The sequence below is a fragment of the Nonomuraea diastatica genome, from assembly GCF_004349015.1.
In the GTDB taxonomy this organism is placed as follows: Bacteria; Actinomycetota; Actinomycetes; order Streptosporangiales; family Streptosporangiaceae; genus Nonomuraea; species Nonomuraea diastatica.
This window is the reverse complement of record NZ_SMKP01000096.1, coordinates 1-19,411: the sequence shown is the minus strand read 5'-3', so window position 1 is coordinate 19,411 and position 19,411 is coordinate 1. Positions and strand designations below refer to the sequence as shown.

Genomic DNA, 19,411 nt, shown 5'->3' with positions numbered 1-19,411 from the left:
TGGAACCGGGGGCCGGGTTATCGTACTCGTACCAGAATGTTGTTCTCCTGCCTGGGAGGTTCGATGCTTCGGTTCGATGACAAGGTCGCGATCATCACGGGGGCGGGGCACGGCCTCGGCAGGTCGCACGCGCTGCTGCTGGCAGAGCGCGGGGCCAAGGTCGTGGTCAACGACCTCGGGGGCGCGCTCGACGGCACCGGCGCCTCCGCGGGGCCCGCCGCCGAGGTGGCCGAGCTCATCACGAAGAACGGCGGCCAGGCTGTCGCCAGCACCGACAACGTCGCCACGCCCGAGGGCGCCAGGGCCATCGTGGGCACCGCCGTCGACGCGTTCGGCAAGGTCGACATCGTCGTCAACAACGCGGGCATCCTGCGCGACAAGTCGTTCGGCAAGATGACGGTCGAGGACTTCGACGGCGTGCTCGCCGTGCACGTACGCGGCTCCTATCTGGTCGCCCAGGCCGCCTACCCGCTCATGAAGGAGGCGGGCTACGGCCGCATCGTCAACACCTCCAGCCCGGCGGGCCTGTTCGGCAACTTCGGCCAGGCCAACTACTCGACCGCGAAGATGGGCCTGGTCGGCCTGACCAAGACCCTGGGCATCGAGGGCGCGCGCAACGGCATCAAGGCCAACGCCATCGCCCCCATCGCGTGGACCCGGATGACCGAGGCGCTGCTGCCGGCCGAGTTCGAGGCCAAGTTCACGCCCGAGCGGGTGAGCGCGCTGGTGGCCTGTCTCGTGCACGACTCGTGCGAGGTCAGCGGCGAGGTGTTCAGCGTCGGCGGCGGCCGGGTGGCGCGGGTGTTCGTGGCCGAGGGGCCCGGTTGGAAGACCGACGATCTCACGCCCGAGACGATCGCCGGCAACTGGGAGGCGATCATGGCCGAGCAGCCGTACGTGCTCACGGCGGGTGACTCGATGAAGGCCATGCTCTGAAGGCCATGCTCTGAAGACGGCGCTCCGAACGCGGCGGTCTCGTGGGCGGCCGGTCCTCGCCTGTGGCGGGGGCCGGTTTCGTCGTTTCTGGGGCACCAGCCGAATGTCGGGAATGTCGGGAGTGGGCCAAAAAAGGCAAGCTTTGTTCGATCTTCGGCGGAAGTTGGGCGAGTTTGGGCGATCCATACTCTTGATTTGCCGTATCGGTGATCTTATTGTCGCCACATGACCCCCCAGCCGGGCTCCGCCGGTGACGTGCTGACGCTGATCAGCGCCGGATCGGCGACGACCCGTTCCGATCTCGCGCGGCTCACCGGCCTGGCCAGATCGACGATCTCGCAGCGGGTCGACGCGCTGATCGAGCGCGGCCTGGTGGAGGAGACCGAGAGCGGCGAGTCCACCGGCGGGCGGCCGCCGCGGCAGCTGCGCCTGCACACCGAGGACCACGCCTTCGCCGGCGTCGACCTGGGCGCCACGCACTGCCGCGTCGCGCTGATGGACATCTCCGGCGACGTGCTCGCCGAGTGCGAGGACTCGATGGTGATCGGCGAGGGCCCCGAGAAGGTGCTCGCCCACGTCGACCAGCGGCTCGACCGGTTGCTCGGCGCGGCGGGACGGCCCAGGTCCGCTCTGCGCGCCGTCGGCATCGGGGTTCCCGGCCCCGTCGAGTTCGCCACCGGGCGGCCGAACAACCCGCCCATCATGCCCGGCTGGAACGACTACCCCGTCCCCGACTACTTCGACGGGGTGGAGGTGCTGGTCGACAACGACGTCAACGTGATGGCGCTCGGCGAGCACCGCAACTCCTTCGCCGGCACCGGCCACCTGCTGTTCGTCAAGGTCGGCACCGGCATCGGCTGCGGCATCGTGGCCCAGGGCAGGCTGCACAGGGGCGCGCAGGGCTCGGCGGGCGACATCGGCCACATCAGGGTCAGCGGCCACGAGGACGCCGGCTGCCGGTGCGGCAACAGCGCCTGCCTGGAGGCCGTGGCCGGCGGCGCCGCGATCGCCCGGCGGCTCACCGAGCTCGGCCTGGCCGCCGAGACCGGGGGCGACGTCGTGGCGCTGGTGCAGGCCGGCAACACCCAGGCGCTGCGGCTGGTCAGGGAGGCGGGCCGGCTCATCGGCGAGGTGCTGGCCAGCCTGGTCAACTTCTTCAACCCCGAGGTCATCGTCATCGGCGGGGCGTTGTCGCGAGTGCACGAGCACCTGCTCGCCGGGATCAGGGAGACGGTCTACCGCAGATCCCTCCCGCTGGCCACGCACCACCTGTCGATCACGCCCAGCCGTACGGGCATCAACGCCGCCGTGCTCGGCGCCGGGATCCTCGCCATCGAGCACTACCTGTCCCCCGACAACATCAACCGCATCGTCAACGCCTGAGCAGAACGAAACGCCCGACGAGAACGCTGAAAGGGATCTCCGATGCTGGTCATGAAGGGCATCGTCAAGCAGTTCCCCGGCGTGCGCGCGCTGGACGGCGTCGACCTGGACGTGCGGGCGGGCGAGGTGCACTGCCTGCTCGGCCAGAACGGCGCCGGCAAGTCCACTTTGATCAAGGTGCTGGCCGGAGTGCACCAGCCCAACGAGGGCACGATCGTGTTCAACGGCGCCGAGGTGCGCCCGAGCAGCCCGATCCACGCCATCAGGCTCGGCTTCGCCACCATCTACCAGGAGCTCGACCTGGTCGACGGGCTCAGCGTGGCCGAGAACATCTTCCTCGGCCACGAGCACGCCCGCTTCGGCTTCGTGAACAGGCCGGCCGCCCGGCGCGCCGCCCGCGAGGTGCTCGAACGGCTCGGCCACGGCGAGATCCGCCCGTCGGCCGAGGTCGGCCGGCTGTCACCGGCGGCCAAGCAGGTCGTCTCGATGGCCCGCGCGCTCTCCCACGACGCCCGCCTGATCATCATGGACGAGCCGTCGGCGGCGCTCGCCCACGACGAGGTCGCCAACCTCTTCCGCATCATCCGTGAGCTCACCGCCCAGGGCGTGGCCGTGGTCTACATCTCCCACCGCCTGGAGGAGATCCGCGAGATCGGCGACCGGGTCACCGTGCTGAAGGACGGCCGTACGGTCGCCGTCGGCCTGTCCGCCCGCGACACCCCCACCACGCAGATCGTCTCCCTCATGACGGGCAGGAACGTCGAATACGTCTTCCCCGCCAAGGCGGGCCGGTCGCCGGGGGAGGAGGTGCTCAAGGTCGAAGGGCTGAGCTCGCCGGGCGTCTTCTCCGGCGTGTCCTTCTCCGTGCGCGCGGGCGAGATCGTCGGGCTGGCCGGGCTCGTCGGCTCCGGGCGGTCGGAGATCCTCGAGGCGGTGTACGGAGCCCGCCCCGCCACCGGCCGCGTGCTGCTCGCCGGCCGGCCCGTGCGCCGGAGCGTCGTCGGCACGGTACGGCGCGGCATGGGCCTGGCACCCGAGGAACGCAAGGCCCAGGCGCTGCTCCTCGACCAGAGCGTCACCGCGAACATCACCCTGGGCAGCCTGACGGGGTTCGCCCGGTTCGGCTGGCTTGACCGGAAACGCGAGCGGGAGGAGGCCGGACGGCTGGCGGAGATGCTGGACATCCGGCCACCCGACCCCGAACGCCCGATCAGGACCCTGTCGGGCGGCAACCAGCAGAAGGCCGTGCTCGCCCGCTGGCTCCTCGGCAGCCGCAAACTCCTCCTGCTGGACGAGCCCACCAGGGGCGTGGACGTGGGCGCCAGGGCCGAACTGTACGCGGTGATTCGCAACCTGGCCGAGCAGGGCATAGGCGTGCTGCTGGTCTCCAGCGAGGTGCCCGAGGTGCTCGGCCTGGCCGACCGCGTGCTGGTGCTGCGCGAAGGGACCGTCATCCACGAGGGCGACGCCGCCGGGCTGGACGAGCACGGCGTACTCGACATGATCATGAATGGGAGGGCGGCGTGATGAGCGAGCCCACGAAAGCGCAGGCGCCCTCGGCCGCGGGAGGCGGCAGGCCGTCGCGGAAAGGCATACCCGGGCTGGGTTCGCTGGGCGGCCTCGGCGAGATGCGGCATCTCGGCCTGCTCGGCGCGCTGGCGCTGCTGGTCGTCGTCGGCCTGGTCACCCGGCCGGACAACTTCGCCACCGCCTCCAACCTGGTCAGCATCCTGTCCCTGGCCGCCACGATCGGCGTGATCACGGTCGGGGCCACGTTCGTGATCATCGGTGGCGGCATCGACCTATCGGTGGGCGCGGTCATGGCGCTGGCGTCGGTATGGGCGACGACGGTGGCCACGCAGTCGTACGGGCCGGTGGTGATGGCGATCTGCGCGATCCTCGTCGGCACCGGGGCGGGGCTGGTCAACGGGCTGCTCATCGCCTACGGGCGGCTCGTGCCGTTCATCGCCACGCTCGCCATGCTCGTCGCCGCCCGCGGGCTGGCGCAGCGCATGTCCGACCGCAAGACCCAGCTCATCGACGCCGACAACGCCGCCCTCGTGGAGTTGTCGACCACCCGCGTGCTGGGCATCCCGCTGCTGGTCTACATCTTCGCGCTCGTCGTGGCGCTCGGCTGGGTGGTGCTCAACCGCACGACGTTCGGGCGGCGGACGTACGCGGTCGGAGGCAACCCCGAGGCGGCCAGGCTCGCCGGGATCGACGTGCGCAGGCACACGATGCTGCTCTACGCCCTGTCGGGGATGTGCTGCGGCATCGCCGCCATCCTCATCATGGCCCGCACGACGACGGGCTCGTCCACCCACGGGGACCTGTACGAACTCGACGCCATCGCCGCCGTGATCATCGGCGGCACGCTGCTCACCGGGGGCAGGGGCACGATCATGGGCTCGATCCTGGGCCTGCTGATCTTCACGCTCATCACGAACCTGTTCATTCTCAACGGGCTCAACACCAGCGATCAGCTGATCGCGAAGGGCCTGATCATCGTCGCCGCCGTCCTTCTCCAGCGGCGGAACCTGAAGGAGAGAGCACCATGAGTGAGAACGTCGCGCGCAGGGGATTCCTCGTCGGCGGAGCCGCACTCTTAGCGGCGGGTTGCACCAGCAACGAGCCCGAGGCCGCGCCGACCAGCGCGGCCGCCGTTCCCGCCCCCGCGGCCGGCGGCAACGACGAGCCGGGCCAGAAGGTGGTGATCGGCTTCTCGGCGCCGGCGGCCGACCACGGGTGGATCGCGGCCATCGCCAAGAACGCCGAGGCCACCGCGAAGCAGTACACCGACGTCGAGTTCAAGCCGGTCGAGCCGACGAACGACATCAACCAGCAGATCTCCGCGGTCGAGTCGCTCATCGCGGCCAAGGTGAATGTGCTGGTGATCCTGCCGAACGACGGCCAGCAGCTCAACCAGGTCGCGCTGCAGGCCACGGAGGCGGGCATCCCCGTCGTCAACCTCGACCGCGTCTTCCCCGACAAGCTGGCCTACCGGACGTGGGTCGGCGGCGACAACTACGGCATGGGCGTGGCAGCCGGGCACTTCATCGGCAAGCAGCTCAAGGACAAGGGCGTGTCGAACCCGGTGATCGTCGAGATCCAGGGCATCGCCACGCTGCCGCTGACCCAGGACCGCACCAAGGGCTTCGCCGACGCGCTCAAGACGTACGGGTTCAGCGTCACCGCCAAGCAGGACGCGCAGTTCACGGTGGAGACCGGCAACGAGGTGGCCACGTCGCTGCTGCAGGCGCACAAGAAGATCGACGCGCTGTGGAACCACGACGACGACCAGGGTGTCGGCGTGCTCGCCGCCATCAAGGAGGCCAACAGGAACGAGTTCATCATGGTCGGCGGGGCCGGCTCGCTGAACGCGATGAAGGAGATCCAGTCGGGCACCTCGGTGCTGCAGGCCACCGTCACCTACAGCCCCACGATGGCCTCCTCGGCGATCAAACTCGCACGTCTGATAGCACAGGGTAAGGGCATGAGTGATCTGGTGGAGAACCAGGTTCCGCAGTCCATCACACTCGCGTCCGAGACCATCACCAAGGAGAACGTCGAGAAGTACCTGTCGCTCGGCTTCGAATCCTGATCGGGGGTTGCATGTCAGACAGAACCACCATCGGCGTGGGCATGGTCGGCTACGCCTTCATGGGTCGCGTCCACTCGCAGGCCTGGCGGAGCGTGGGGGCCTTCTTCGACCTCCCGCTGGCACCGCGTATGGCGGTGCTCGCGGGCAGGTCGAAGGAGCGCACTGAGGCGGCCGCCGCGCAGCTCGGCTGGGACGCCGTCGAGACGGACTGGAGAGAGCTGGTCAGGCGCGACGACGTGCAGATCGTCGACATCTGCACGCCGGGCGACTCGCACGCCGAGATCGCCGTGGCCGCGCTGGAAGCCGGCAAGCACGTCCTCTGCGAGAAGCCGCTGGCCAACACCGTCGCCGAGGCCGAGGCCATGGTGCGGGCGGCCGCGGCCGCGCCGGGAAAAAGCATGGTGGCCTTCAACTACCGGCGGGTGCCCGCGGTCGCGCTCGCCCGCCGGTACGTCGAGGAGGGCAGGCTCGGCGAGATCAGGCACGTGCGGGCGCAATACCTGCAGGACTGGATCGTCGACCCGGAGTTCCCGCTGGTCTGGCGGCTACAGAAGGACAAGGCGGGGGCCGGGGCGCTCGGCGACATCGGCTCCCACATCGTCGACGCCGCCCAGTTCATCACCGGACAGAACGTGGTGGGCGTGTCCGCTCTGACGGAGACGTTCATCAAGGAGCGGCCGCTGGCGGCCGAGTCGGCCGGGCTCGGCGCGACCGGCACCTCCGCCACGGGACAGGTCACCGTCGACGACGCCGCACTGTTCATCGGCCGGCTCTCGGGCGGGGCGGTGGCCTCGTTCGAGGCCACCCGCTTCGCCACCGGGCGCAAGAACGCCATGCGCATCGAGATCAACGGCTCGCGCGGCAGCCTCGCGTTCGACTTCGAGGCCATGAACGAGTTGTGGTTCAGCGCGGGTGGAGGCGGTTTCGAGCGCGTGCTCGTCACCGAGCCCGACCATCCCTACGTGGGTGCCTGGTGGCCGCCCGGGCACGGGCTCGGCTACGAGCACACCTTCACCCACGAGGTCAAGGACTTCCTGGAGGCGATCGCCACCGGAGCCGATCCCACGCCGTCGTTCGCCGACGGGCTGCGGGTGCAGCGGGTGCTGGCGGCGGTCGAGCGGAGCGCGGCTGAGGGCAGCCGCTACACGAACGTGGAGGACTGACTCATGCGACCCGTCACGCTGTTCACCGGACAGTGGGCCGACCTGCCGTTCGAGGAGGTGTGCCGGCTGGCGGCGGAGTGGGGCTACGACGGCCTGGAGATCGCCTGCTCCGGTGACCACTTCGACGTCGCCCAGGCCGTGGCCGACCCGTCGTACGCGGAGCAGAAGCGCGCCCAGCTGGACAAGCACGGCCTCAAGGTGTGGACCATCTCCAACCACCTGGTCGGCCAGGCCGTCTGCGACCTCATCGACGAGCGTCACAAGGCCATCCTGCCCGCACGCATCTGGGGCGAAGGCGACCCCGAGTCGGTGCGCCAGGCCGCCGCCGAGGACATGAAGAACACCGCGCGGGCCGCCGCGCTGCTGGGCGTGAACACGGTGGTCGGCTTCACCGGCTCGTCGATCTGGCACACCGTCGCCATGTTCCCGCCGACGCCGGCCTCGATGGTGGAGGCCGGCTATCAGGACTTCGCCGACCGCTGGAACCCGATCCTCGACGTCTTCGACGAGGTCGGCGTGCGCTTCGCGCACGAGATCCACCCGAGCGAGATCGCCTACGACTACTACACCACCCAGCGCACGCTGGAGGCCATCGGCCACCGGCCGGCGTTCGGGCTCAACTGGGACCCGTCGCACATGGTCTGGCAGGACCTCGACCCGGTGGCGTTCATCCTCGACTTCAAGGACCGCATCTACCACGTCGACTGCAAGGACACGCGCATGCGCGTCGGCGACGGCCGCAAGGGCCGCCTGTCCTCGCACCTGCCGTGGGCCGACATGCGGCGCGGCTGGGATTTCGTCTCCACGGGCCGGGGCGACGTGCCGTGGGAAGACTGCTTCCGCGCACTGAACTCCATCGGGTACGACGGCCCGATCTCGATCGAATGGGAGGACGCCGGCATGGACCGGCTGGACGGGGCCAAGGAGGCGCTGGGCTACATCCGCACGCTCAACTCGATCACTCCGCCCGCCACGGCCTTCGACGCCGCCTTCTCCACCGAGTAGCCCCTCCGCGCGGCGCGCCACCGGTCTCGGCCGGCGCGCCGCGCTTGCCGCTGGACGCGGAGTTCGTCCTGCCTCCACCGGGTGATGGTCCACACGGTTCTCACCCGGCGCGGCCTGACCACCCGTGCGATCCTTCCGATCAGCCTGGTGCTCCTCACCCGATCGGACGCCTACATCCGCGGCCTGACGGCGTACAGGTACGCCGGAGACGCCGGGTCGCCAGAGGCCCGACAGGGGATCGACGCGTGGCTCCGCGTGTTCCTGGCGGCGACCGTGACCGCTGCTGAGCAAGCCGAAAGGTTCGCGGACGAGCTTGAGGAGATGCGCGAAGAGTGGCATGAGCGGCACCGCCGTTTCCGCGAATCCCAAGGGCTGCGGCCGGTGCCCCGGGCTGACTCGGCCGTCGTGCGCCTGCTGGACTTCCTGCCCGCCGCGCCGCTCGTGACGGCCAGAACGGTGCAGGGCCTGCTCTCTGTCACGCACCCGGCCGCACGGCAGGCCCTGGAAGAACTCTCGGCGGCGGGCATCCTGCATCCGAAGCATGGTCGAGAGGAACACCAGGGGGTATCTCGCTCGTGAGGTCTTCGACCTGCTCACGCTGACGGAGCGCCGCCTGGCGAGCACCCGCTGGGACACCCGCGAATCGCCGCCGGCCCGCATCGTGCCCGCCCGCCCCTAACGGTGAAGGGCCGGGCGGGTTCGTCAGTCCATGATGACGATCTGGCGCAGGACCTCGCCGCCGCGCAGGGCCGTGACCGCGTCGTTCAGGTCGGCCAGGCGGATGCGTGAGCTGATCATGGATTCCAGGTCGAGCCTGCCGGCCTTGTGGAGCTTGGCGAAATAGGGGAAGTCGTGGCGTACGTCAGCCTCGCCGTACAGGCTGGACAGGAGGTTCTTGCCCTCGAACAACAGGCTGAACGCCGAGATCGACACCATGTCGTCCGCCGCGCCCGCGCCGACCACGACGACGTCGCCGCCCGCCCGCGTGACCTGCCAGGCGCTCTGGATCGTGGCCGACTTGCCGACGACCTCGAACCCGTAGTCGAAGCCCGCTCCGCCGGTGAGCTCGTTGACCGCCTCGGTGACCTGCTCGGGCGTCACCGCGTGCGTGGCCCCGACCTTCTTGGCCAGCTCGTGCTTGGACTCCAGCGGGTCGACCGCGAGGATCGTGCGCGCGCCGGAGAGCCGGGCGCCCTGGATGACCGACAGGCCGACGCCGCCGCAGCCGATCACCGCGACCGTGGAGCCGGGACGGACCTTGGCGGTGTTGATGGCGGCGCCCACGCCGGTCGTGATGCCGCAGCCGATCAGGGCCGCCGCCTCCCACGACACGTCGTCGTCGATCTTGATGGCGCCCTGCCACGGCACGATGATCTCCTCGGCCCAGGTGCCGCACCCCGCCATCCCGAACACCGTCGCCTCGTCGCCGCCGAGCCGGAAGTTGCCCTTGCTGAAGGACTCGATCACGTACTTCATGCACAGGTACGGCTGGCCGCCCACGCACAGGTCGCACTCCTGGCAGGCCGGGCGCCAGCTGATGACGACGTGGTCGCCCGGCTTGACGGAGGTGACATGCTCGCCCACCTCGACCACCTCGCCCGCGCCCTCGTGGCCGGGGACGAGCGGCACGGGCTGCGGGAGCACGCCGCTCATGGCCGACAGGTCCGAGTGGCAGACGCCCGTCGCCCTGACACGCACGCGTACGTCCGACGGCCCGACGGGGGCCAGGGTGACGTCGTCGCGGATGTCGAGCTTGTCGTTGCCTACGGCGTGCAGGATCGCGGCGCGCATGTGGAGTTCCTCCTCGGTGGGACGGGTGCGGGGGGTGCCGGGGGCGGTGAACCCCCGTCGGGCTATTCCTCCAGCGAAAGGGCGGCCTTGGGGCAGGACCTCACCGCGTGGCGGACGCGGTCCTGCATCTCGGGCGGTGGTTCGGGAAGCAGGATGTGCAGCTGGTCCTCGTCGTCCACCTCGAACACCTCGGGCGCGAGGCCCATGCACACGGCGTTGGCCTCGCAGACCAGCTCATCCACGGTGACTTTCAAGCGAGCCTCCTGTGATCCCATGAGACCACTTTGGTGCGCTCGACGACGTACGCAACCCGTTTGAGCCCGGTTTTCTCGACGTACGGGCGCAGCAGTTCGTCCGGCACGCCGGGCGTCGTCCTGCGGGCGACCATCATGCCGACGTCCATGACGCGGTCGCGGTCGTCCAGCCGCCCGGCCTTGCCGTAGACCAGGACGCCGCGCAGCTCGTCGTAGGCGTCGCCGGTCTCGACGAGGCAGGTCAGCCGGGGGTCGCGGGCGAGGTTGCGGGCCTTCTGCGACTTGGCGTAGGTCCAGAAGGCGATCCGTCCCTCGGAGAGCCCGTAGAACATGGTCACCAGGTGCGGCGTGCCGTCCCCGTTGATGGTGGCCAGTTGCAGCTTGTGTGCGGCCTCCAGGAAGGCGGTGACATCGTCGTCGGACATCGCGATGCGAGCGCGCTGATTCACGTTGCCAAGTAGAACAGGTTGCAGAAGTGCCGGGCAAGAGTCAGACGGAATGCTATTCGGTTGGGCTAGGGTGCATGCCATGACCATGCCGTCAGAGCTGCTCCGCGCGGCCGAGCACGCCAAGGGATTCATGCCTTCCGAGGAGGGGATCGCCCTCTTCGAGACGGCCCTTCGCTACGGCGCCCTCGGCCCCATCTGCGAGATCGGCACCTACTGCGGCAAGTCGGCGATCTACCTCGGCGCGGCGGCCAGGCAGGCAGGGTCCGTGGTCGTCACCGTCGACCACCACCGGGGCTCCGAGGAGATCCAGCCGGGCTGGGCCCACCACGACCCGACGCTGATCGACCTCCGGTTCGGGAAGATGGACTCACTGCCGACGTTCCGGGCCACGATCGCGGCGGCGGGCCTGGAGGACGAGGTGATCGCGGTCGTCGGAAGGTCGGACCGGGTCGCCGCGCTCTGGAACACCCCGCTCGCCATGCTGTTCATCGACGGCGGCCACTCCGACGAGCCGGTGACCCTCGACTACGAGGGCTGGGCGCCGCACGTGATGGAGGGCGGCGCGCTGGCCTTCCACGACGTCCATCCCGACCCGGCCGACGGCGGGCAGGGCCCTTACCGCGTCTACCAGCGGGCGCTGGCGTCGGGCGCGTTCGCCGAGGTGGCGGTGCACGACTCGCTCCGCGTGCTGGAGCGCGTCGGCCAGGGAATCTGACCGGCTGGGCGGCCCCGATGGTCAGGTGCGCAGGCGGCGGGTCCATGAGCGGCGGGTCTGTGCCTGCCAGTTGCGGAAGTCCTCGTGCGTGTGCGCCTCGTGCCCGAGCGCGATGAGCGCCCGGTCGGTCCACGAGGCCGCCTCCTCCGGGTCGGTGCCGGCCAGGATCGGCACGGCCCGCGCCGTGTGGCCGGGCAGCGGGCCCGACCGCAGCCGCGCGGCCACGGCGAACGCGCACCCCTGCGCCAGGTGTGCCCGGAACCCGTCGCCGCCCGCGTGCTCGGCCAGCCACCACAACTCGTCGGTCTCGGCCCCGCCCGTGTAGGTGGCGGCGAACCCGATCCCGCTCCACAGATCGGCCCGCCGCCCCGCGGGGAACCCGGCGACCCTGGCGGCGAGGTCGCCGGCCGAGGCGCCGTCGTGGTACCACAGCAGCCGCCCGAGCCCCTGGTCGAACACGGCGCAGTGCGCCCTGGTGAGCAGGTCGGGCATCATCCGCTCGCCCACCATCCGGTCCGCCCTGGCCAGGCTCCACTGGAACCCGAACCCGTCGACGGCAAGCCAGCGCAGCAGCGGATGGGCGCGCCGGGCGCCCCGGAAGGGCCGCAGCCGCAGCAGCGCGTACCCACGGCCGGCGCCGAGGTAGGCGGCGTGGCGGTGGTGCTGGGCGGGGCCGGCCAGTAGCTCGTGAAGGCGCCGGCCCCGGGTCAGCGTGAGAAGGTCGAGGACGGTGCAGGCGGCGGCGGCCCCTTCGTAGCCGAAGGGCCGCTGCTCAGCCGAGACTTCCTCAATCTTCTCGATTTCTCGCGACATCACCGCGTTGAAGCCGAAAACGTACGACTTTTCGGCGTCGGCGAATTCTGTCGGAGAAGCTCCTTCTCGGAGCCGGAACCTTCGCCGGCCCAGATCGGATTCCCGTGCGTCTTTGGCCAGGAACCTCCGCCATCCGCGCGCCGGAGACAGTGTCGGCTCAGTCCTGACCTGGTCCAAGAACGTTGTTGTGCCCGTGTCGCCCACGCTTCCCCCGAAGACGTCTCGTACCGGCCACTGACGAAGCTAGTTACCTCATTGGGCCTTTCATCGGCGGCGCACCGGATTTCCCCGGCAAAGAACCCGCAAAAGCCCTTGTGGACCCGCCGAAGTACCAGGTCAGACGCCTTCGCCCGGGCGCCCCTCGGCCACCGGGGGAGGCAGGCGCCGGCCTGTCCCGGCGGCACAGCCGCAGACGTCCGGGTCGAACACGGAGGTTCCCGCGATGTCGCGGAACAGCCCGGATCCCGGCGAGATCCCCAGCAGCGCGTCGGCCGCCAGCACGACCGCCGCCGCTGTGTAGCCGGACCGCTCGTGCGGGAAGTGCCTGCGGTTGGCGTACTGCCACCCCGTCCAGTACGAGCCGTCCTCGTGCCGCAGATGGTGCACGTCGGCGAACAGCGCGGCCGCCCGGTCCCGCTCGCCCAGCGCGTCGAGCGCCAGCACCAGCTCGCAGGTCTCAGCTCCCGTCACCCACGGCTGGTCGGACACGCACCTGATGCCGAGCCCCGGCACCACGAACGTCGCCCACTCGCGCTCCAGCAGTTCGTACGCCTGCCGCCCGCGCACCGCGCCGCCCAGCACCGGGTAGTACCAGTCCATGGAGAAGCGGCTCTTGTCCGCGAACGCCTCGGGATGCGCCGCCAGCACGTGCGCCAGCCGGTCGGCGGCCAGCTCCCAGTGGGGTTGCGGGTCGCCCAGACGGTCGGCGAGCAGCACGCCGCAGCGCAGCCCCTGGTGGATGGAGGAGCAGCCGGTGAGCAGCGCGTACGCCGAGGGCCTGCCCCGCGCGTCGCGCTCCCAGACGATCTCGCCCCGCTCGGTCTGCAGCCCCGCCACGTAGTCGAGCGCGGCCTTGACCATGGGCCAGCTCTCCTCGGTGAAGCGCTGGTCCGCGGTGACGAGATGGTGGTGCCAGACGCCGGCGGCGACGTAGGCGGCGTGGTTGGTCTCGCCGCCCAGCTCCGTCGGCACGCCGTCGACCAGCTTCATCGGCCATGAGCCGTCGGCGCGCTGGTGGCGGGCCAGCCAGGCGTAGCCGCGGCGTACCGGCTCCGCCAGCCCGGCGACGGACATCGCCATCAGGCACTCGATGTGGTTCCACGCGTCGACGTGGCCCTCCGGCCACGGCACGCCGCCGTCGTGCTGCTGGATCGCCGCGATGCTCTCGGCCGTACGCACGACCTCCGCGTGGGAGATCATGGCTTCCGGACGTAGAGGACCACGCTCTTGCCGATGACCGGATTGAGCACGGCCTCGGCGATCCTGGTGGCGGCAGGGCGTTTCATGATGTCCCAGACCAGCAGCTCGTGGTACGCCTTGGCGAGCGGGTGGTCGTCGTTGTTGACGCCGATCGCGCACTTGATCCACCAGTAGGGCGCGTGCAGTCCGTGGGCGTGGTGGTGCGGGCCGATCACGAACCCGGCGGACTTCAGCTTGGCCGACAGCTCCGCCAGGGTGTAGATGCGCACGTGTCCGCCCGGCGCCGTGTGATAGTCCTCGTCCAGCGCCCAGCAGATACGTTCGGGCAGGAAGCTCGGCACGGTCACCGCGGCCGTGCCGCCGGGCCTGAGCACGCGGAAGATCTCACGCATGGCCGCCATGTCGTCGGGGATGTGCTCCAGCACCTCGGCGGCGATGACCCGGTCGAAGGCGCCGTCCTCGAACGGCATGTCGAGCGCCGTGCCCTGGACGGTCTCCCCGGCGCCGCCCTCGGGCACCTCGCCCGCCTTGTCCATGGCCGCGAACATGGCCGCCACGCTGTCCAGCTCCGTCTGATCCATGTCGAACGCGGTCACGTCCGCGCCCCGGCGGAGCACCTCGAAGGCGTGCCTGCCGCCGCCGCAGCCCAGGTCGAGCACGCGTACGCCGGGGCCGACGGGAAACCGGTCGAAGTCCACGGTCAGCACTTGTCGCTTCTCCTCGTGATCGAGTTCTGGTCAGCTCGCGCGGGCCGCGATGGCCTCGCGGTAGGCCTCGACGGTCCTCTTGGCCACGACGTGCCAGGTGTAGCGCTCCATGACGCGGTCGTATCCGGCCTTGCCGACGCGCTCGCGCTCTCCGGGGGAGTCGTGCAGGCGGCGCAGCACCGCGGCCAGCTCCTCGGCGTCACCCGGCGGCACCTTCACGGCCGCGTCGCCCACGACCTCGGGCAGCGCGCCCGTACGGCTGGCCACCAGGGGCGTGCCGCAGGCCATGTGCTCGACGGCGGGCAGCGAGAAGCCTTCATAGAGAGAGGGCACGACGGAGATCTCCGAGGTGGCGATCAGCTCGCCCAGCTCGTCGTCGGAGATGCCGTGCACGAAGCGCACGCGGTCCTGCAGCGACAGCTCCTGGACGAGCTGCTCGGTGGGGCCGCCGGGGGTGGGCCTGCTGACGACGGTGAGGTTGACGTCGCGTTCGGTGGCCAGCTTCGCCACGGCTCTGAGCAGCGTCGCGACGCCCTTCATCGGCGAGTCGGCGCTGGCCACCGCCACGATGGACCCTTTGCGTTTGGGTTTGCCGGGACGGGGGTGGAAATAGCGGGTGTCGACGCCGAGGGGGATCAGACGCATGTTGGCCTGGGGGACGTTGAAGTCGCGGTGGATGTCGGCCAGCGACGACTCGCTGACGGTCAGGATCGGGCTCAGCCGGGGAGCGACGCGGGCCTGCATCTTGACGAACGCGTACCACCGGCGCATGGTCAGCTTCTTCGTGCGGCGGGCGGCTTCGAGCTCGATGCGGCGGTCGACGCTGATCGGGTGGTGGATGGTGCCGACGACGGGGAACAACTTCTGGATGCCCAGCAGGCCGTAGCCGAGGGTCTGGTTGTCCTGTACGACGTCGAAGTCGCCGACCCGCTTCTTCAGCTCGCGGTAGGCCCGCAGCGTGAACGTCAGCGGCTCGGGGAACCCGGCCGTCCACATGGTGCCGACTTCGAGGCAGTCGATCCAGTCGCGAAATTCGCGCAGCTTGGGCGTTCTGAACGGGTCTTCGTCGCGGTAGAGGTCGAGGCTGGGCACCTCGCGCAGGATGACGCCGTCGTCGAGCTCGGGGTACGGCTGGCCGGAATACACCTCGACGTGGTGCCCGAGTGCGACGAGCTCACGGCTCAGGTGGCGGAGGTAAACGCCCTGGCCACCGCAGGTGGGTTTGCTGCGGTAGGACAGCAGCGCGATCCGCAGCGTTCGCTCCCGCACGGACACCCCTTTCTCGCCGGTAAGGCCCAGAGACGGGCGTGTACCGTAAAGATGACCTTAGTCCGAGAAGGCTACCATCCGGTAGGTTGCCGAGAATTGTTCACAGTGGCTCTCACAGGCCGTGCGAACTGCGAAGTTACAGTAACCGAGCGTGGTTCGGTGGAACGCGTTCTAGGCGGCTTGATGCCCTATCAGGGCTCTTAGCTGTACATTCCCGTCCCAAAGGGACGCGGGACGCGATCGTTGGAGGACCCCTTGGCCAGGCGCGCTCTGATCACCGGCATCACCGGCCAGGATGGTTCCTACTTGGCGGAGCACCTGCTGGAGCAGGGCTACGAGGTCTGGGGGCTGGCCAGGGGGCAGGCGAACCCGCGGGTGTCCAGGATGCGCAAGCTGCTCGCCGACGTACGCGTGGTGCGGGGCGACCTGCTCGACCAGGGTTCGCTGATCTCCGCGGTGGAACGCGTCCAGCCCGACGAGGTCTACAATCTGGGCGCGATCTCGTTCGTGCCCATGTCGTGGGAGCAGGCCGAGCTCACGGCCGAGGTGACCGGAATGGGCGTGTTGCGGATGCTTGAGGCCATCCGCGTGTGTTCGGGCGTGTCGCGGGGCGGCGGGGGTGCCGGCTCCTCCGGACAGATCCGCTTTTATCAGGCTTCATCCTCCGAAATGTTCGGCCAGGTCAGCGAGACCCCGCAGACCGAGAGCACCGCGTTCCACCCGCGCTCGCCGTACGGGGTGGCGAAGGCGTACGGGCACTTCCTCACCCAGAACTACCGCGAGTCGTACGGGATGTTCGCGGTGTCCGGGATCCTGTTCAACCACGAGTCGCCGCGGCGGGGGGCCGAGTTCGTCACCAGGAAGGTGTCGCTCGGGGTGGCCAGAATCAAGCTGGGGCTGGCCACGCAGCTACGCCTCGGCAACCTGGAGGCCCGGCGCGACTGGGGCTTCGCCGGCGACTACGTCAAGGCTATGCACCTGATGTTGCGGGCCGCCACCCCCGAGGACTACGTGATCGGGACAGGGCGGATGAAGTCGGTCAGGGAACTGGTGGAGGCGGCGTTCGCGGCCGCGGGGCTCGACTGGGAGCGGCACGTCGTGACCGACCAGGCGCTGCACCGGCCGGCCGAAGTCGACCTGCTCTGCGCCGACCCGAAGAAGGCGCGCGCGCAGCTGGGGTGGGAGCCGAAGGTGTCCTTCGACGAGCTCGTCGCCATGATGGTCGACTCTGATCTGCGGCTCCTCACCGACGGCGGCGACCCCGATCAGGATTCTTCCTGGCCATGAACCATTTTCTTCCTTACGGCACAGCCGCGCGGTCTGCCAGTCGCCGTCGTTGGCTCGCGTCGGGCTGGACGGCTCGGCGGTAGGCGCCTGGGGTCAGGCCGAAGTAGCGGGTGAACCAGCGGGTCAGGTGGCTCTGGTCGGCGAAACCCGTCGTGGTGGCGGCCTCGCTGATGGGGACGCCGTCGGCGATCAGCGCGCGGGCGGTCCTGAGCCGTAGCTGGCGCTGATAGTCGCTCGGCGGCAGGCCGTATTCGGCGTGGAAGGCACGGTAGACCGTGTAGCGGCTGGCGCCGGTGGCGCGGGCCAGGTCGTCGATGGTCAGATCGTCCATCAGGCGGTCGTACAGGAGCTGCCTGGCCTGTCGCGCCACCCGCGCCGACCTGCCCGCCGGGCTCGCCGGGTGGATCGGACGGATGGCGGCGCGGCGTACGAGCCGGGTGATCGTCGTCGTGAGCAGCTCGTCGCGGCGTAGCGACGGCGCTTCGCCCAGCAGGGCACCGTGCAGGGCGCGCAGCGCGCCCGCCAGGCCGGGGTCGTCGACCACGGGCTCGGTGAAGAGCGGCAGGCCCGTCAGGCGGCCCGTCGCGTCCGTCAGGGTGCCGGAGATGAGCTCGGGGCCGATGTGCACGATCCGGTAGGTGAACCCGAGGGCGTCGGTGGCGTGGCCGTCGTGCGGGTCCTCGGGGTTGAAGGCCATGATCATGCCCGCCGCGCTGGTGTGCGCGGAACCCCGGCAGGTGAACGACTGCGCGCCGGTCTCCGTGACCCCGAACGAGTAGGTCTCGTGGCTGTGCCGGTGGTAGACGTGCCGTTCGAAGTGGGCGTGCATGGCCTCGAGCGGGCGGTCGGGTGAGCGCCAGTAGCGCGACCAGTCCTGCGCCATGTCCCCATTCTCCCCTCTCTATTGACAAGAAGTATTTTTACGTAAAGGATAGTTTTCGCGATGAGAGACATCCTGTACCTGGAAGAGATCGAGCAGGCCGAGGCGCTGCTCAAACCGCAGCGCGTGGAGGTGCTGCGGCAGCTGGCCGAGCCGCGCACCTGCTCGCAGGTCGCCGAACGGCTCGGTCAGACGCCGCAGCGGGTCTACTACCACGTCAAGAGGCTGGTCGATGCCGGTCTCGTCGACCTGGTGTCCGAGCGCAAGGTCCGCGGGATCAGCGAGGGCATCTATCAGGCGGGCGCGCGGTCGTACTGGCTGTCGCCGCGCCTGGTGGGCCGGATCGGGCTGCGCAAGGCGCGCGACGAGCTGAGCCTCGGCTACCTGCTCGACCTCATGGAAGAGGTGCAGGCGGACATCGCGGCGCTCGACAGGGCTGCGCCCGAGTTGCCGTCACTCGGCCTGTCCGGCGAGATCCACGTTCGCCACGAGAACCGGCACCAGTTTATGACCGAACTGCAGGCCATGCTGCAGGACCTGTTCACCCGGTACGGCGGCGCGGAAGGTGACGCCTTCAAGATCGCCGTCGCCTGCTACCCCAAGACCACGGACCACTCAGAGGAAGAGCAAGACGATGACTGAGCCCATGATCATCCGTGTCCGCGTCCAGGCGCCGCTCAAGACGGTCAGGCACGCGCTCACCGACCCGGCCGCGCTGCGCGTCTGGCTGGCCGAGCACGCCGAGGTGGCGCTGCCCGCCACGTTCGGGTTCTGGGGACACAGCATCCCCGAAGGCGACGCGCCGCACCAGCGGCCGCTGCACGCCGACGAGCGCACCCTGCGGTTCTCGTGGCTGCTCGACGGAGAGGAGACGACCACCGAGTTCACGCTGGAGGAGGACGGCGACGCGACCATCGTGTCGGTGTCCCAGACGCACTTCGACTTCCAGGACGTGATCACCGGCAAGAGCATCAGAGGCGTGCTGCAGACGTTCTGGTGCTGCGCGCTCGCCAACCTGGCCGAGCACCTCGAAGGGCGCGAGCTCACGCCCAGGATCGACTTCTCCACTTCGGAGATGCGGGCCCAGATCACGATCGCCGCCTCGCCGTCCGACGTGTTCGACTCACTGACCGACTCGGAGGCGGTGACGCGGTGGTTCGGCTATCCCGTCGAGATCGAGCCGTACGTCGGCGGGCGCTTCGCCATGGGCGGGCTGGCCGACAACCCCGACCCGGCCAAGGTGGTCGAACTCGAGCCCGGACGCAAGCTATCCGTGGACTGGGGGGACGCGGGGGTCGGGACGTGGGAGCTGGAGGGGTCCGGCGGCAAGACGCGGCTGACGATGGTGCAGAGCGGCTTCGACGAGGGCCGGCCCCCGTACGCGGCGTGGGGCGGGTTCCTGTCGGGGCTCGCGGAGCTGCGGCGTTACCACGAGGTGGCGGACTGGCAGCCGATGTTCCTGCCGTAACCTCCGGTGCCCGGACGGCCCTGCGGCCAGGCCGCTCCCACCCTCCGCTCCCGCCGTTCCCGAGGATTTGGCACCTCTACCCGCGCTTCGGCTTGTCGCGCACCAGCGTTCAAGACTCGGCCAGGCGGGGGCGTTGAGACTTGGGTCATGCGATTCGATACCAAGATCGGCATTGTGGTGCGCGCGGATCTGGCCACATGGCAGAAGCTCAACGTCACCGCCTTCCTGTCCGGCGCGGTCGGGGGCGGGGTGCCGGAGACCATGGGGGAGC

At 69.8% G+C, this 19,411-nt stretch carries 22 protein-coding genes; 14 read left to right on the top strand and 8 right to left on the bottom strand.

What is annotated here, in order from left to right; all coding sequences use genetic code 11:
• Positions 1–63 precede the first annotated feature (63 nt).
• The 9 genes from E1294_RS29620 to E1294_RS53055 all read left to right on the top strand — a co-directional run bounded on the left by E1294_RS29620 (position 64) and on the right by E1294_RS53055 (position 8,767).
• A complete protein-coding gene (locus E1294_RS29620) occupies positions 64–936 on the top strand; it encodes an SDR family NAD(P)-dependent oxidoreductase (protein WP_132513811.1) in 873 nt (290 codons plus the stop codon).
• A gap of 225 nt (positions 937–1,161) precedes the next feature.
• Entirely contained in the window at positions 1,162–2,319 is a 1,158-nt protein-coding gene (locus tag E1294_RS29615) for an ROK family transcriptional regulator (protein WP_132513809.1), read from the top strand.
• A 42-nt stretch (positions 2,320–2,361) separates the two neighbouring features.
• Complete coding sequence (locus E1294_RS29610; RefSeq protein WP_132513807.1) at positions 2,362–3,846, top strand: sugar ABC transporter ATP-binding protein; 1,485 nt, start codon at positions 2,362–2,364, stop codon at positions 3,844–3,846.
• Positions 3,846–4,877, top strand: coding sequence for an ABC transporter permease (locus tag E1294_RS29605; protein WP_132513805.1), 1,032 nt, complete (start codon positions 3,846–3,848; stop codon positions 4,875–4,877). Before E1294_RS29610 ends, E1294_RS29605 begins: the two co-directional genes overlap by 1 nt.
• On the top strand, positions 4,874–5,920 hold the full coding sequence (locus E1294_RS29600; RefSeq protein WP_132513803.1) for an ABC transporter substrate-binding protein: 1,047 nt from the start codon (positions 4,874–4,876) through the stop codon (positions 5,918–5,920). Before E1294_RS29605 ends, E1294_RS29600 begins: the two co-directional genes overlap by 4 nt.
• An 11-nt stretch (positions 5,921–5,931) precedes the next feature.
• On the top strand, positions 5,932–7,083 hold the full coding sequence (locus E1294_RS29595) for a Gfo/Idh/MocA family protein (RefSeq protein ID WP_132513801.1): 1,152 nt from the start codon (positions 5,932–5,934) through the stop codon (positions 7,081–7,083).
• 3 nt (positions 7,084–7,086) lie between these two features.
• On the top strand, positions 7,087–8,088 hold the full coding sequence (locus E1294_RS29590) for a sugar phosphate isomerase/epimerase family protein (RefSeq protein WP_132513799.1): 1,002 nt from the start codon (positions 7,087–7,089) through the stop codon (positions 8,086–8,088).
• Positions 8,089–8,235: 147 nt separating this feature from the next.
• Positions 8,236–8,667, top strand: a complete 432-nt coding sequence (locus E1294_RS29585) for a hypothetical protein (protein WP_132513797.1) — start codon at positions 8,236–8,238, stop codon at positions 8,665–8,667.
• Complete coding sequence (locus tag E1294_RS53055; protein WP_165977541.1) at positions 8,630–8,767, top strand: hypothetical protein; 138 nt, start codon at positions 8,630–8,632, stop codon at positions 8,765–8,767. Before E1294_RS29585 ends, E1294_RS53055 begins: the two co-directional genes overlap by 38 nt.
• Before the next feature lie 23 nt (positions 8,768–8,790).
• Here the strand turns inward: E1294_RS53055 and E1294_RS29580 are convergent, their stop codons facing one another.
• The 3 genes from E1294_RS29580 to E1294_RS29570 all read right to left on the bottom strand — a co-directional run bounded on the left by E1294_RS29580 (position 8,791) and on the right by E1294_RS29570 (position 10,582).
• On the bottom strand, positions 8,791–9,879 hold the full coding sequence (locus tag E1294_RS29580; protein WP_132513795.1) for a Zn-dependent alcohol dehydrogenase: 1,089 nt from the start codon (positions 9,877–9,879) through the stop codon (positions 8,791–8,793).
• Between the two features lie 62 nt (positions 9,880–9,941).
• Positions 9,942–10,133 (bottom strand): ferredoxin, encoded by a 192-nt coding sequence (locus tag E1294_RS29575; protein ID WP_132513793.1) that lies wholly within the window; start codon positions 10,131–10,133, stop codon positions 9,942–9,944.
• Positions 10,130–10,582, bottom strand: a complete 453-nt coding sequence (locus tag E1294_RS29570; protein WP_132513791.1) for a pyridoxamine 5'-phosphate oxidase family protein — start codon at positions 10,580–10,582, stop codon at positions 10,130–10,132. The genes E1294_RS29575 and E1294_RS29570 overlap by 4 nt, the downstream gene beginning before the upstream one ends.
• 85 nt (positions 10,583–10,667) lie before the next feature.
• Here E1294_RS29570 and E1294_RS29565 point away from each other — a divergent pair, with 85 nt between their 5' ends.
• Positions 10,668–11,297, top strand: a complete 630-nt coding sequence (locus E1294_RS29565; protein ID WP_132513849.1) for a class I SAM-dependent methyltransferase — start codon at positions 10,668–10,670, stop codon at positions 11,295–11,297.
• A 21-nt stretch (positions 11,298–11,318) separates the two neighbouring features.
• Here E1294_RS29565 and E1294_RS29560 read toward each other — a convergent pair whose 3' ends face one another.
• From E1294_RS29560 to E1294_RS29545, 4 genes are all read right to left on the bottom strand, one after another.
• A complete protein-coding gene (locus tag E1294_RS29560) occupies positions 11,319–12,314 on the bottom strand; it encodes a DUF1702 family protein (protein ID WP_132513789.1) in 996 nt (331 codons plus the stop codon).
• Positions 12,315–12,446: 132 nt separating this feature from the next.
• Positions 12,447–13,529 (bottom strand): glycoside hydrolase family 15 protein, encoded by a 1,083-nt coding sequence (locus E1294_RS29555; RefSeq protein ID WP_165977539.1) that lies wholly within the window; start codon positions 13,527–13,529, stop codon positions 12,447–12,449.
• Positions 13,526–14,236, bottom strand: a complete 711-nt coding sequence (locus tag E1294_RS29550) for a class I SAM-dependent methyltransferase (protein WP_181958570.1) — start codon at positions 14,234–14,236, stop codon at positions 13,526–13,528. The genes E1294_RS29555 and E1294_RS29550 overlap by 4 nt, the downstream gene beginning before the upstream one ends.
• Positions 14,237–14,266: 30 nt before the next feature.
• On the bottom strand, positions 14,267–15,511 hold the full coding sequence (locus E1294_RS29545; RefSeq protein WP_132513787.1) for a glycosyltransferase family 4 protein: 1,245 nt from the start codon (positions 15,509–15,511) through the stop codon (positions 14,267–14,269).
• Positions 15,512–15,760: 249 nt separating this feature from the next.
• Between E1294_RS29545 and E1294_RS29540 the strand changes: the two genes are divergently transcribed.
• Positions 15,761–16,792 (top strand): GDP-mannose 4,6-dehydratase, encoded by a 1,032-nt coding sequence (locus E1294_RS29540; RefSeq protein WP_132513785.1) that lies wholly within the window; start codon positions 15,761–15,763, stop codon positions 16,790–16,792.
• A gap of 13 nt (positions 16,793–16,805) precedes the next feature.
• On the opposite strand, the gene E1294_RS29535 is transcribed toward E1294_RS29540, so the two are convergent.
• Entirely contained in the window at positions 16,806–17,675 is an 870-nt protein-coding gene (locus tag E1294_RS29535; RefSeq protein WP_132513783.1) for a helix-turn-helix transcriptional regulator, read from the bottom strand.
• Positions 17,676–17,735: 60 nt separating this feature from the next.
• Between E1294_RS29535 and E1294_RS29530 the strand changes: the two genes are divergently transcribed.
• The 3 genes from E1294_RS29530 to E1294_RS57385 all read left to right on the top strand — a co-directional run.
• A complete protein-coding gene (locus E1294_RS29530; RefSeq protein WP_132513781.1) occupies positions 17,736–18,314 on the top strand; it encodes a winged helix-turn-helix domain-containing protein in 579 nt (192 codons plus the stop codon).
• Positions 18,307–19,140, top strand: coding sequence for an SRPBCC family protein (locus tag E1294_RS29525; protein WP_132513779.1), 834 nt, complete (start codon positions 18,307–18,309; stop codon positions 19,138–19,140). The genes E1294_RS29530 and E1294_RS29525 overlap by 8 nt, the downstream gene beginning before the upstream one ends.
• A 147-nt stretch (positions 19,141–19,287) precedes the next feature.
• The coding region (locus tag E1294_RS57385) for a DUF2000 family protein (RefSeq protein WP_132513777.1) at positions 19,288–19,411 on the top strand (124 nt) is incomplete at its 3' end.